Raw genomic sequence first — 12,569 nt, 5'->3', positions numbered from 1 at the left:
CATGCTTGTCATGGTTGACGCGGGTCAGTTGGCGCGGGTCACTGGAAGGTGCGCAGCACCCGGCGGCCGATGGACCAGCGCAGCACCTCGGACGCCCCTTCGTAGATCCGCACCGCCCGGGCCTCCACCAGGAAGCGGGCCACCAAGTGGTCCTCGCACACCCCGAGCCCGCCGTGCAGCTGCACCGCCCGGTCGAAGACCCGCCAGACCGCCTCGGCCACGAACGTCTTGGCGACGGACGCGGCGTGGCGGGCGTCCGAGCTGAGCGGGCCCTGCTCGTCGAGGACGGCGGCGGTGGAGTGGATCAGGGCCCGGGACGCGGTGATGTCGATCTCGTTGTCCGCGACCAGCCCTTGCGCCATGCCGTGCTCGGAGATCGGCACACCGAAGGCGGAGCGGCCCCCGATGTGGCGCGCGGACAGTTCATGGGCGCGGGTGGCCAGGCCCAGCCAGTTCATGCACAGGGTGAGCCGGGAGGGCGCCAGCCGGGCCTGGGCGTGGTCCAGGCCCCGGCCGACCTGGCCGAGCACCGCGCTGTCGGGGACCACGCAGTCCTCGAACGCCACCTCGCTGTGGCCGCCGGGGTTGCTGTGGTCCAGGGTCGGCATCCGGCGGCCGACCTTCATCCCGGGGTTGTCCTGGTCGACCAGGAAAAGGGTGACACCGTCGTCGGTATTGGCCACGCAGATGGTGAACGCGGCGCCCTCGGCCCCGGTGGTGAAGTGCTTCCTGCCGTTGATCACCCAGCCGTCGTCGGTCTCCTCGGCGACCGTCATCAGCATGCGCGGATCGGATCCGGCGCCGGGGGCGGGCTCCGTCATGGCGATGGCCGAGCGGACCTCGCCCGCGGCCAGCGGGGCGAGGTAGCGGCGGGTCTGCTCCGGGTCGCACGCGTGCGCCAGGAGGTGGATGTTGCCGTCGTCGGGCGCCGAGCAGTTGACGGCGAGCGGGCCGATCAGGCTGGTGCCCGCGGCCTCCATCACCACCGCCGCCCCGCGCATGTCCAGACCAAGACCGCCGTGTTCGACGGCGGACATCGGGCCGAAGACGCCCGCCTCCTTGGCCGCCTTCTGCAGCTCCAGGCGCAGGGCGTCGTCCATCGGGCGGCCGTCCACCACCACCTCCCGCTCGACGGGGAGGACGCGGTCGTCAATGAAGGCGCGGGTACGGGCGGCGAGTTCCTGTGGGCTGGGCACCGCGGACTCCTCCTCGGCTCGTGGCGAGCGTCAACCGGCATGTCGCGACCATTCCGCCAGAACGCCGCGCGCGGGGCCCGTGTCATTGCCAGAACCAATCGGCCGAATGGAGACCGGTGCCGTGTTCTTCTGACGTGCTCTCCTTCGGAGAGACTGCCGGTGCCCGCCGATACCGCTCCGATACGAGGAGGACGAATACCGTGGCGACTTTGGCTGACTGGACGGCCCTGGAGGTCGCGGCCGTCCGCGACGAGGCGGCGGAAGTGCGCTCATTCGAACTGGTCGATCCGGACGGCGGGCTTCTGCCGGAATGGGAACCGGGCGCGCATATCGACGTACTCGCCCCGGACGCCGCTACGGTCGATTCCGCCGATCCCGAATCGGTACGCCAGTATTCACTGTGCGGAAATCCCGGCGACCGCCGCCGTTACCGGATCGCGGTATTGCGCGAGGAGAACGGCCGTGGTGTCTCGCGCTTTCTGCACGACCGTATCGAGTCCGGTTCCCGGCTGCTGGTGGGCGCCCCGCGCAACAATTTCCCGCTCGTCGCCTCCCCCCGCTATCTGTTCATCGCGGGCGGCATCGGCATCACGCCGCTGCTGCCGATGCTCCGCGCGGCGGCCGCCCGGGGCGCGGAGTGGGGGCTGTACTACGGAGGGCGGCGGCGGGATCGCATGGCGTTCGTCGCAGAACTCGACGGTCATGGCGGCCAGGTGCGGGCGCTGCCCGAGGACGAACACGGGCTGCTGCCGCTGGCCGGAATCCTGGACACCGCGCGGCCGGACACCGCCGTCTACTGCTGCGGTCCCGAGCCGCTGCTCGCCGCCGTCGAACGGCTGTGGGGCGAGCGGCGTACGGGCACCCTGCACATCGAACGCTTCCAGCCCCGCCCCCAGGAGCCCTCCGCCGTCCCCGACCGGGAGTTCGAGGTCCGCCTCGCCACCACGGGCACGACCGTCCGGGTCGGCGCCGGGCAGTCCATCATGGACGCCCTCGGCTCGGCGGGAGTCGACGTCCCGTCGTCCTGCCGCGAGGGGACCTGCGCCAGCTGTGAGACCACCGTGCTCGACGGCGAGGTCGAGCACCGCGACTCGGTGCTGACCGAGGACGAGCGGGTCAACGGCACCACGATGATGCTCTGTGTGTCACGGGCCGCGTCCCCGCAATTGGTGCTCGACCTCTGACGCGATAGCGAACGGCCATGGACCGGTTGTCCAGTCCAATCATGGACGGGTGATGACGCGTCGTCCGGCACACTCGACCGGAATCGGGGAATCGAGTAGATCGGACATCACATGCAGCTCACCGTTCTTGGATGCCGGGCCGGAATGCCCGCGGACGGACAGCCGAGTTCCGGCTATCTGGTGGAAACCGCGGGCGCGCGACTGCTGCTCGACTGCGGGCCGGGTACGGCCGTCGCCTTGAGCGCGGTCGCACCGCCGACCTCCCTGGACGCCGTGGTCATCACGCATTTCCACTCCGATCACTGCTACGACCTGCTGCCGATCGGTAAATCGCTGCTGAACGGACTGCTCCAAGTGCAGGGCGGCCCGCCGCGCCTCACGGACGAAATCAGCCCCGTTCCGCTGTATGTCCCGACCGGCGCACGGGAATTGTTCGCCACCTGGGGATCGCTGTTTCCGGTGACCACGCTCCCGCTGCTGGACCGGGCCTTCGAGGTGGCGTTCGACGTGCGCGAGTACACCCCCGGGGAAAGCTTCCAGGTCGGCGACTGCACCGTCACCCCCCGGGAGTTGCGGCACGTCCTGCCGAACTGCGGGGTGCGGGTGGAGGCCCCATCCGGCTCCCTCGCGTACACCGGGGACACTGGCGTCACCCAGGCGTTGACCGAACTGGCCGCCGGGGTGGACCTCCTGCTCGCCGAGGCGACCCTCGCCGAGCCCGACCACAGCGACCACGGCCACCTCTCCGGTACGGACGCGGGCCGCGCGGCGCACGCGGCGGGCGTCGGCGAGCTGGTGCTCACCCACTTCGCCTCGAACGAGCCGGAGTGGCTCGCCCACCTCGCCAAGACCGCCGCGAACGAGTTCCCCGGCCCCGTCCGGCAGGCCTCCCCCGGCCTGAAAGTCGCGGTGCGGAAAGCCGGATAGTCCTCAGCTCTCCTTGATCTTGGAGCTGAGCGCCTCAAGGGCGTGTGCGTAGCCGCGCCACCCCATCCCCGAGGCATAGACGGCCGCGGACTCGGCGAAGATGTCCTGGCGTGTCTTTCCGTCCACGGCGGCGAAGGGAGAGATATGCACCACGGCGAAGGGCAGGCCGGTGTCGTTGAGGGCGTCCAGCAGTGAGTAGCCGTAGGGCGTGAGGCCGGCGGGGTTCACGACGATGAGGTCAAGGCTGTCCTGGCGCACATGGAGCCAGTCGACGAGTGAACCCTCGTGGTTGGACTGGAAGTGCTGAACGGCGACACCGATCCTGGCCGCGGTGTCATCGATGTCGCGTTCGATGTCGGCCAGGGTGGCGTGCCCGTATTTGTCGGGGCGTCGTTTGCCGAGCCGGTTCAGGTTCGGGCCGTGGAGTACTGCAGCTCGCATGGTGAGGTTCTCCGTCGTCGGGGGGATGTGGTCGGGCGTGGGTCGCCGCTCGCCTAGCGCGGCCAGTTCGCCGCGCTGAGCAGACGCGCGGTCGACTGCATCGCGCGCTCGGCGACCCAGGCCACGGGCAAGGTCTCCAGCGCGTCCGAAACGGGTTCGACCGTCACGGGCGGAGGCGTGCCGCCACCGGCGGCGAGGGCCGCGCGGAGGAAGTCGGCCAGCGGGAGCACGCCGTCGCCCGGGAACGTCCTCAGGTGGCGGGATTCCTCGGCCAGGCTCTTGCCCGGCCTGGGAACGAGATCGGACAGCTGGAGGCCCGCGGTGAGGGCGAGAACATCCGGCGTGAGTGCGGTGATGTCCGCACCCGAGCGGAAGAAGTGCACGACGTCGACCACGAGCTTCGCCCGCGGGGAGTCGGCGGCGCGTACGAGGTCCACGGCGGTGGGCAGGTCGCGGACGGTGCTGTAGGGCATGAACTCGAAGGCGACGTCGGCGGTGGTGACCCGCTCGCACAACGTGGCGAACTCCCGTTTCGCATCCTCCACCGTTCCCGAGAACGCGGCGACATGGACCCGGTCCGGGTTCAGTATCTCGATCAGGTCGATGACGAGTGCGTTGAGGTGTCGGGTCATACCGCGTTCGCCGAGGCGGATCAGTTCGAGTTCCGCGACCCGCAGCTCGCGCTCGCGGAGGGCTTCGGCCATGGTCTCGGGTGGGATGCCGCGTTCCAGGCACGCCACGCACTGCGCCACCGAGATACCGATCGCGGGGAATCCGCTGCGCCGCGCCGCGTCCAGGGAGGCTTCGAATTCCCGTCCGCGGAAGGTCATGGCGCCCAGGGCCAGTTGGTCGTGTGTCATGGTGCGGAGGTGCCTTTCACCGGTGGGTGAGCTGTGCCGGGCGGGCCGCGCCGAGGTCCACGGGCCCGCCGGTCCGGGCGGATTCGTAGATCGCGAGGACGATCTCCAGGGCCTTCCTGGCCTCACGCCCGGTGACGAGCGGCTCGCGGCGGTCGGCGACGGCGTCGATGAAGTCGTCGATCTGCAGGGCGTGGTAGGGCGTGAGCCCCTCGTGGATCGTGGTGAGGGACGGGTCGGAGTCGATCTCGGTGGAGTGGACGGGCCGGTAGCTCTCCTCTCCGGCGACGGTCCAGATGTCGTTGAACGCCGGTTCGCCCTCGGGGAATTCGGTGATGCTGACGGTGGCGCCGTTGTCCCCGGTGACCAGCACCTGTGTACCGAGTCCGGGGGCGAGGGTCGTACCGGCCTGGATGACGCCGAGGGCGCCGTTCGCGAATTCGAGGGTGGCCACGGCGGTGTCCTCGACCTCGATGTGCTCGCCGTGCTTGAGCGTGGCGATGTTCCCGCTCACGCGGACGACCGGTGACCCCACGCACCACTGCAGGAGGTCGATGTAGTGGATGGCCTGGTTGATGAGTACGCCGCCACCGTCGGCCTCCCACGTTCCCCGCCACGGATCGGAGGTGAAGTAGGCGGCATCACGCCCGAGGCGCAGGGCGACACTCGCGAAGACGGGGGTACCGATACGGCCGTTCCGTATGGCCGCATGGGCGCGTTGCGAGGCTTCCCAGAAGCGTCGCTGGAAGAGCCCTCCGAAGGTCACACCGGCGGATTCCGCCGCGTCGATCATGTTGTCCGCCTCGGCGAGCGAGATGGAGATCGGCTTCTCGCACAGCACGTTGAGGCCGTGACGGGCCGCGGCGACGACGGTGGCTTCGTGGGAGGGGTGGGGGGTGCAGACGGTGACGGTGTCGACGCCTGAGCGCATGAGGTCGGTGGCGTTGTCGTAGGTATGGGGGATGCCGAACCTGGTGGCGAACTCCGCGGCCCGTGTGCCGTCGATGTCGCAGCAGGCGTGCAGCTCGACGCGGTCGTTGGCGAGCAGCGCCTTCGCGTGATTCAGCGCGATCTTGCCGCATCCGATGATTCCCACGCGGACTGTCCGGGTCATGGTTGTCTCGGTCCTTGTCTTCGGGTGACGGACGGCTCTATCGGGTGACGGACGGCCGCTGGGGCTGCGGCTGTGGCGGCGCGGCTGTGGCGGCGGATGGCTTGCCCAGCTCGGACATCGGGGTCCGGTAGGTCTCCCTGCCGGTCGCACACGAGGCGGCGGCGACCCCCATGGCGAAGGCGACGAGGAGGGCCACCGGGATCCAGCCGCCAGGGCCGTCGCCGAGAATCGCGTAGGCGATGGTGGGTGCGAAGCCCGCGAAGCCGATGCCGACCTGGGTGCCGATCGCCGTTCCGGAGTAGCGAACGGGGGTGCTGAACCACTCCCCGTACATCGAGGGCCAGGTGGCGTTCAGGCAGCTATAGCAGCACGAGGTGACGAGGAACGCGGCACAGAAGATGTACACGAGGTTCGCCGTGGACAGCGCGTGGAGATACAGGAACATGGTCGCGGTGAAGCCGAGTGCTCCGCCGATGAACACCGGCTTGCGGCCGATCCGGTCCGCCAGCAGCGCGAAGAGTGGTTGCAGCACCAGGGCGAGGGCGTTGGCGAAGATGGCCACCCACAGCATGGTGGTCCGCGACAGCCCGATGCCGTCCCCGGTGGCGTAGGCGAGGGCGAAGACGGAGAAGATGCTGCCGCCGACGGAATTGAACTGGCACAGGGCCACGCGCAGCACATCCCAGGGCTGCGACCGCAGAACGGCGACCGCCGGCAGTCGCGCGGTGCGGTCGCCGTCCTTCTTCTCCGTGAATTCCTGGGGCTCCTCCAGGCGCCGCCGCACCCAGTAGGCCACCACGACCACCACGGCACTGGACCAGAACGGGATGCGCCAGCCCCAGGCGAAGAGCTGCTGGTCCGGAAGCGTGGAGACCGCCAGGAACATCAGGCTCGCGAGGATGAATCCGGCCTGGGTCCCGGTGAGAGTCCAGCTGGTGTAGAAGGCACGGCGGGTCGGTGGCGCGTGTTCCAGGGTGAGCGAATTGGCACCGGCCTGCTCGCCACCGGCGGAGAATCCCTGGGCGAGCCGGAGCAGCACCAGCAGGACAGGGGCGAGTATGCCGACGCTGCTGTAGGACGGCAGACACCCGATGAGGAAGGTGGACACCCCCATGAGAAGGAGGGTGAAGAGCATGACTTTCTTGCGCCCGACACGGTCCCCGAAGTGGCCGAGGACCACGCCTCCAACGGGGCGCGCGACGTAGCCGACACCGAAGGTGGCGAGCGAGGCCAGAGTGCCGATGGCTCCCTGGGCACTGGTGAAGAACACGTCGTTGAAGATCAGCGCCGCGGCGGACCCATAGACGTAGAAGTCGTAGTACTCGAGCATGCTGCCGAGGAAGCTGGCACGGGCGGCGCGGCGGGCCTTGGCCTCGTTCCACGTGGCCTCGTCGAGGGAAACGGAAGGGGTCGTCAGGGGCATGGCTGGGCCTTTCCGGGTGCGTGTGCCCCCAGCGCGGCTCCGTCGGAGGGGGCGGCACCGACTTTGTACCACCTGGACCAAAGTTTCGTTAACCCCCTGGACCAAAAGACGGCACACACGCGCGGGGCCCGCCACGCGCCACGGCGCGGCGGGCCCCTGTTCTGCGGAGCTTCGGGTCTAGCGGGAGGCGGCGAAGGCGCGGATCACCACATCGCCGATCATTTGGCGGAAGTGAGCGCGCGCCTCGGGCCCGTCGAGGGCGTAGTCGTACAGGGCATCGAACGTGTACTGGTTCGTGATGTGGAACAGCGAAAAACTGTTGATGAGGACCTGGACGTCGATGGGCTCGGCGTCCTCGCGGATGCTTCCCTGTTCGCGGCCGCGGCGCAGGATGTCGGCGACGATGTCGAGCATCGGGGCCCAGAGCGTTCGCAGCTCTCCGGAGCGGCGGATGTAGGCCCCGTGCAGCATGTTCTCGCCGACCACGAGGCGGACGTACTCGCGATGCGTGTCGTGGTGATCGAACGTCTTCTCCGCGAGCCGCCGCAGGGCCGCGACGGGATCGAGGTCCGCGGGCCCCACCTCCCGCAGCAGCGTCTCGGCCATCTGCCGGTACGACCGTTCCAGCACGGCCGTGTACAGGCCTTCCTTGCTGGTGAAGTAGTAGTAGATCATCCGCTTGGTCGTGGCGGTCTTTGCCGCGATCTCGTTCACACTCGCGGCTCCGAGACCGCGCTCCGCGAACTCCGCCGTGGCCACGGCGAGGATGTCTGCCTTCACCTGCTCAGGATTACGTCGGCCCCGGGCCCGGTTCTGCCCGCCCGGTTCGGTGACAGCCATCCCGCTCCTCGCCATCCGTTCGCTCACTCTGCGCGCCCACGCGACCGGGCTCGAGCCTACCCCCCGGCCGTCACGATGAGCGCCGAGCACTCGGAGGGTGCGGGTCTTCTCCAGGTCAGGCGGAGCCGACCATGGGTGAGGTGGCGAGCGAGCCGGTCACCACCTCGGCGGCGGCGATACCGGAGACCCGGGTGGCACCGAAGGTGACCAGATCGGCGGGGTCGTTGCCACCGCCCGGCGGGAAGCCCATCTCCACGACGACGGCGTCCGGGCGGCGGCGCAGCAGGCTCGCCACGGCGTCGGACACCCAGCGGTGGCGGGCCGCGTCGCGCACCACGACGATGAGGACCCGGCCGGTGGCCGGGGCCAGTACCTGGTGTTCCAGCGCCAGGCCCGCGTGGTCGACGTCGGCCTCGGTCAGGCGGACCGATGTGGTCGTGGGCCGGAGCCCGCGCAGCGGCGCGGCGAGTCCCCAGGGTGTGTGGCCGTCCACGGCGAGGCTCATCGCCGGGGAGAACTCCGCCACATGGACATCGCGGGAGACCGGCAGCACATCGGGTGCGCCCGGGCGGCGGCGCACCCGGATGGCCCGGCGCGCGGCGGCCAGGCCGATGTCGGAGCGGGTGTCATCGGGCCGGACGGATCGCGCCCGCTCGCCGGACCAGGTGGCGAACCGCCGTACCCGCGCGGCCGCTTCGGTCAGCCGCTCCTCCGTCAGCTCACCCTGGTCCACGGCACGTACGACGGCGTCGACCAGGCCTTCGGCGACGTCCTGACCGGCGTTCTCGCCACCCACACACACCGCGTCGGCCCCCGCGGCCAGTGCCTTGACGGTGGCTCCGCCGATGCCGTAGCGGTCGGCGACCGCGCCCATCTCGATGGCGTCCGTGACCACCAGGCCGGTGAAGCCGAGTTCGTCGCGCAGCAGATCCACCAGGACCCGGCGGCTGAGCGTGGCGGGGAGCACGGGGTCGTACGCCGGTACCAGCAGATGCGCCGTCATCACGGCGCGGACACCGGCCTCCATCGCGGCGATGAACGGGGGCAGCGCGGCCCGGGCGATCTCCTGCGCACCGGCGGCCACCGTGGGCAGCCCGTGGTGGGAGTCGACGGCCGTGTCGCCGTGGCCGGGGAAGTGTTTCGCGCAGGCGGCGACCCCCGCGGACTGCAGACCGCGGATCCAGGCGGCGGTGTGCCGGGAGACGACATCGGTGCGCGCGCCGAAGGAGCGCACACCGATGACCGGGTTGAGGGCGTTGGAGTTGACGTCGGCGCTCGGCGCGTAGTTCAACGAGACCCCGGCCGCGTGCAGTTCACGGCCGACGTCATGGGCCACGCGCTCGGTCAGGGCGACGTCGTCCACCGTGCCGAGCGCCAGGTTTCCCGGGCGCGTGGCGCCGGACAGCGCCTCGATGCGGGTGACGTCCCCCGCCTCTTCATCGATGGCGATGGCCAGGTCCGGGTTCTCCGCGCGGAGTCGCGCGGTGAGCGCGGCGACCTGCTCGCCGTCCACGATGTTCCGCCCGAACAGCACGACCGATTCAAGGCCCTCGCCGATCCCGCGCCGCACCCAGTCCGGAGCGGTGGTCCCCACGAAGCCCGGTTGCAGTACGGCATGGGCCAGCCGCGTCACTTCCGGATTGCTGCTCGCTCGCATGGCAGGGCCTCCGAGGCGTGATGACGCACGCCGCTGCGAACTCGACAGCTCGACAAGCTCGACGGCGCGATACAGATCACCAGGATGTTGGCCTAGACCATTCAGAGTGTCAAGGTGTCATTCCCCCGGCGGCGACGGCCAGCCCGCCCGCACCCGTTCCGGATGGCCCTCCGGTTCCGGCTCCGGACCCGCCGTCCGCCGCCAGTGCTCGGCCACCTGCCCCGCCGTGGCGAACCAGACGTCCTCGTGCCCGCGTATGTGGTCCAGCAGCTCCGCGAGCATCAGCGCCCGCCCCGGCTTGCCGATGGACTGCGGGTCCAGCGTCAGGACCCAGCACAGGCCGTGGTCCCGGTAGGCGTCGAAGGAGTCCTTCCAGTCCGCCAGGACATCCCGGTAGGCCGCGATACGGGATTCGCCGGGCGGGAACGCCACGGGCGCGCCGTTGTAGAGGAAGTAGGGGGCGTCGGCGTACTCCCACTGCCACGGCACCTCCATCACGGTCGTGGGCCGCCCGCCGGACCACAGGAGGTGGGGGCGGTCGTCGCCGTGGGTGGACGAGGACCAGCGGAAGCCCAGCTCGCCGAGGAGCGCGCCATGCCCGTCGCCCAATACCCCGGGCGCGGCGCGCAGTCCGGTCGGCCGGGCACCGGTCACCGCCTCCAGCGCGGCGGCCGTGCGCGCCCAGGTGTCCCGTACGTCCCCGTCCGGTGTCCGGCCGGGAACCGGGGGCGCGGCGGCCGCGATCTCATGCCCGGCGTCGGCGATCCGCCGCACCGCCTGGGGGTGGTGGGTGGCGGTGTGTTCGGGAACGAACCAGGTGGCGGGCAGGGTGTGGGTGTCCAGCAGGTCCAGCAGCCGTGGCACGCCACGGCGTATGCCGTACGTCCCCAGGGACAGCGTCTTGGGCCGCTGCCGGGCGGACGGGTGGAGCCGCAGCCAGAACAGCTCGGCGTCGAGGGTGAAGGTCAGCACCACCGCGCAGCGCGCGCCCTCCGGCCACGAGGGGCGCGGTTGCCGCCACCGGGGGCCGATGGCGGGTGCGGGCTTGTCCGTCGCCATGTCACACCACACTCCGTGTGCGCCACCAGTCGGCGATCTGGGCACCGGTGGCGAACCAGACGTCGTCGTGTTGCCCGATGTGGTCCAGCAGGCGTTCCAGGGCGCGCACCCGCTGGGGCTTGCCGATGACCTGGGGGTGCAGCATCAGCACGTAGCACAGGCCCCATCGGTGGTAACCGTCGAACTCACGGCGCCAGTTGTCGAAGGTGGCGCGGGTGCTCGCGACGCGGTCCAGACTCCGGGGCTCGGGCGGGGAGTCGTGGTAGACGAACTGCTGGTAGTCGTCCAGCTCCCAGTGCGCGGGTATCTCGATCAGGTCGGTGAGGTGGCCGTCGATCTCCCAGCGGTAGGGGCGGTCGTCGCCGCGCATGGAGCTGGAGTACGAGAACCCCAGCTCGGCCAGGAGCGACGGAGTGTCGGCGGCGATGTCGCCACTCGGGCTGCGGAACCCCACGGCGCGCCCGCCGGTGGTGCGTTCCAGCAGGTCCTGGCCGCGCGCGATGATGTCGCGCTGGGCAGCGCGTGGGTGGTCGTAGAACGTCTCGTGCAGCCAGCCGTGGTGGCCGATCTCGTGGCCGGACGCGGCGATGTCCTTCGCCACCGCGGGCCACTGTTCGACGATCTTGCCCGGGATGAAGAAGGTGGCGGGCAGGGAGCGGTCTTCCAGCAGGTCCAGGAGGCGGGGCGTGGCCCGCCAGGGCCCGTACGCGCCGATGGAGAAGCCCCGCGTGTCATCGCACCGCCCGGTGGCGCGGTCGTCCAGCCACAGGGTGGGGCCGTCCACATCGAAGCTGAGCATGACGGCGCAGCGCGCCCCGCCCGGCCAGACGGGCGGCGGCTCAGGAAGCGGCGGCGGCTCATCAAGCATGCGCGGGTCCTTCCCGTGAGACGGCGAGGTCAGCTCTTGCGCTGCCGGGGCTCCGGCCGGTCGAGCAGCTGGCCGCGCAGGACGGTGAGCTGGTGGGAGGCCTCGACGGCCCGGGGCTCGTCCAGGGAGGCGAGGGCCAGCAGGAGGGTGTCCATCACGACGATGCCCGGCAAGGACTCGGCGGTGATGCCGGTGGGGGTGTGCGGGGCGTTGATCACCACATCGGCGTGGCGGGCGAGGGGCCCCTTGGGGACGTCGGTCACCAGCAGGACACTGGCGCCGACCGCCCGCGCCCGCTCGATGAGCACGGTGAACTCCCGCAGCCGGCGGCCGGGGTGGAGGATCACCACCGCGTCGCCACGGCCGAGGTCGAGCAGTTCGTCGGCCATCGTGAAGCCGGTGGAGCCGATGAAACGCGCCCGGCGCCCGGCCCGGCGCAGCTTCAGTACCACGTGCCGGGCGGCGAGTTCGGAGGCGCCGACCCCGTACGCGACCACTTCGCGCGCGTCGGCCAGCATCCGGACGGCCTGCTCGAAGACCTCCGTCTCCAGCAGGCGGCGGCACTGGTCGAGCCGTTCCACGGCCTCGTCGAAGACTCGGTCCTTGATCTGCTCCAGGTCGTGGCCGACATGGGCGATGCGCTGTTTGAGCCGCTCCTCGGGTGCGGTGGCGGAGGTGAAGCCGGAGGCCAGCTCCCGCTTGAGGGCGGGCAGGCCCGCGTAGCCGAGGCGCTGGAGCGCGCGGACGACGGTGGCGTTGCTGGTGCCGCTCGCCGCGCCCAGCTCCTGCGCGCTCGCGAAGAGAAGGTTCTCCGGCGGGGTGCTCACCAGGTACTGGGCCACCTCGCGCTCGGAGGCGGGCAGCTCCCCCCACATGTCACGCACCGCGGTGTGCAGGCGTGTCACTCCCGTAACGTCTGCCGATTCGCTCATTACAGCTATTGACTTCCCTGTAGTGGTCATTACCATCTGGTCTCATCATTCCAGAAATTCCTGGATTCTGA

Annotated in this window: 12 protein-coding genes; 2 read left to right on the top strand and 10 right to left on the bottom strand. The window is 70.4% G+C overall.

Features of this window, described 5'->3' with window-relative positions; all coding sequences use genetic code 11:
- Positions 1–38: 38 nt before the first annotated feature.
- The gene (locus ACWC5C_RS29265) at positions 39–1,196 is read right to left on the bottom strand and encodes an acyl-CoA dehydrogenase family protein (protein WP_450880182.1); all 1,158 of its coding nucleotides are present in this window, start codon (positions 1,194–1,196) and stop codon (positions 39–41) included.
- A gap of 200 nt (positions 1,197–1,396) precedes the next feature.
- On the opposite strand from ACWC5C_RS29265, the gene ACWC5C_RS29260 reads away from it, so the two are divergent.
- Positions 1,397–2,380 carry a PDR/VanB family oxidoreductase gene (locus ACWC5C_RS29260; protein WP_450880180.1) on the top strand — a complete coding sequence of 328 codons (984 nt, stop codon included), beginning with the start codon at positions 1,397–1,399 and terminating at the stop codon, positions 2,378–2,380.
- A gap of 144 nt (positions 2,381–2,524) precedes the next feature.
- Positions 2,525–3,307 carry an MBL fold metallo-hydrolase gene (locus tag ACWC5C_RS29255; RefSeq protein ID WP_450880178.1) on the top strand — a complete coding sequence of 261 codons (783 nt, stop codon included), beginning with the start codon at positions 2,525–2,527 and terminating at the stop codon, positions 3,305–3,307.
- Positions 3,308–3,310: 3 nt separating this feature from the next.
- Here ACWC5C_RS29255 and ACWC5C_RS29250 read toward each other — a convergent pair whose 3' ends face one another.
- From ACWC5C_RS29250 to ACWC5C_RS29210, 9 genes are all read right to left on the bottom strand, one after another.
- Positions 3,311–3,748: a type II 3-dehydroquinate dehydratase gene (locus ACWC5C_RS29250; RefSeq protein ID WP_450880176.1), complete on the bottom strand. Its 438-nt coding sequence runs from the start codon at positions 3,746–3,748 to the stop codon at positions 3,311–3,313.
- Positions 3,749–3,801: 53 nt separating this feature from the next.
- On the bottom strand, positions 3,802–4,608 hold the full coding sequence (locus ACWC5C_RS29245; protein WP_450880174.1) for a sugar phosphate isomerase/epimerase family protein: 807 nt from the start codon (positions 4,606–4,608) through the stop codon (positions 3,802–3,804).
- A 16-nt stretch (positions 4,609–4,624) separates the two neighbouring features.
- Positions 4,625–5,719 (bottom strand): Gfo/Idh/MocA family protein, encoded by a 1,095-nt coding sequence (locus ACWC5C_RS29240; protein WP_450880172.1) that lies wholly within the window; start codon positions 5,717–5,719, stop codon positions 4,625–4,627.
- A gap of 37 nt (positions 5,720–5,756) precedes the next feature.
- The gene (locus ACWC5C_RS29235) at positions 5,757–7,142 is read right to left on the bottom strand and encodes an MFS transporter (protein WP_450880170.1); all 1,386 of its coding nucleotides are present in this window, start codon (positions 7,140–7,142) and stop codon (positions 5,757–5,759) included.
- 177 nt (positions 7,143–7,319) lie between these two features.
- The gene (locus ACWC5C_RS29230; protein ID WP_450880168.1) at positions 7,320–7,982 is read right to left on the bottom strand and encodes a TetR/AcrR family transcriptional regulator; all 663 of its coding nucleotides are present in this window, start codon (positions 7,980–7,982) and stop codon (positions 7,320–7,322) included.
- 115 nt (positions 7,983–8,097) lie between these two features.
- On the bottom strand, positions 8,098–9,639 hold the full coding sequence (locus tag ACWC5C_RS29225) for a glycoside hydrolase family 3 protein (protein WP_450880166.1): 1,542 nt from the start codon (positions 9,637–9,639) through the stop codon (positions 8,098–8,100).
- Between the two features lie 117 nt (positions 9,640–9,756).
- Positions 9,757–10,698: a polysaccharide deacetylase family protein gene (locus ACWC5C_RS29220; RefSeq protein ID WP_450880164.1), complete on the bottom strand. Its 942-nt coding sequence runs from the start codon at positions 10,696–10,698 to the stop codon at positions 9,757–9,759.
- A gap of 1 nt (position 10,699) precedes the next feature.
- Positions 10,700–11,566: a polysaccharide deacetylase family protein gene (locus tag ACWC5C_RS29215; RefSeq protein WP_450880162.1), complete on the bottom strand. Its 867-nt coding sequence runs from the start codon at positions 11,564–11,566 to the stop codon at positions 10,700–10,702.
- A 29-nt stretch (positions 11,567–11,595) separates the two neighbouring features.
- Entirely contained in the window at positions 11,596–12,498 is a 903-nt protein-coding gene (locus tag ACWC5C_RS29210; RefSeq protein WP_450880160.1) for a MurR/RpiR family transcriptional regulator, read from the bottom strand.
- Positions 12,499–12,569 lie beyond the last annotated feature (71 nt).

It is taken from the genome of Streptomyces sp. NPDC001700 (genome assembly GCF_053596435.1).
Note: the sequence above shows the minus strand (reverse complement) of the source record. Positions and strands in the feature narration are given on the sequence as shown.

Bases quoted from the DNA above. Each gene is read 5' to 3' on its own strand.
- ACWC5C_RS29255 (WP_450880178.1), top strand. From the start codon at position 2,525: ATGCCCGCGGACGGACAGCCGAGTTCCGGCTATCTGGTGGAAACCGCG.
- ACWC5C_RS29250 (WP_450880176.1), bottom strand. From the start codon at position 3,748: ATGCGAGCTGCAGTACTCCACGGCCCGAACCTGAACCGGCTCGGCAAA.
- ACWC5C_RS29245 (WP_450880174.1), bottom strand. From the start codon at position 4,608: ATGACACACGACCAACTGGCCCTGGGCGCCATGACCTTCCGCGGACGG.
- ACWC5C_RS29240 (WP_450880172.1), bottom strand. From the start codon at position 5,719: ATGACCCGGACAGTCCGCGTGGGAATCATCGGATGCGGCAAGATCGCG.
- ACWC5C_RS29235 (WP_450880170.1), bottom strand. From the start codon at position 7,142: ATGCCCCTGACGACCCCTTCCGTTTCCCTCGACGAGGCCACGTGGAAC.
- ACWC5C_RS29230 (WP_450880168.1), bottom strand. From the start codon at position 7,982: ATGGCTGTCACCGAACCGGGCGGGCAGAACCGGGCCCGGGGCCGACGT.
- ACWC5C_RS29225 (WP_450880166.1), bottom strand. From the start codon at position 9,639: ATGCGAGCGAGCAGCAATCCGGAAGTGACGCGGCTGGCCCATGCCGTA.
- ACWC5C_RS29220 (WP_450880164.1), bottom strand. From the start codon at position 10,698: ATGGCGACGGACAAGCCCGCACCCGCCATCGGCCCCCGGTGGCGGCAA.
- ACWC5C_RS29215 (WP_450880162.1), bottom strand. From the start codon at position 11,566: ATGCTTGATGAGCCGCCGCCGCTTCCTGAGCCGCCGCCCGTCTGGCCG.
- ACWC5C_RS29210 (WP_450880160.1), bottom strand. From the start codon at position 12,498: ATGAGCGAATCGGCAGACGTTACGGGAGTGACACGCCTGCACACCGCG.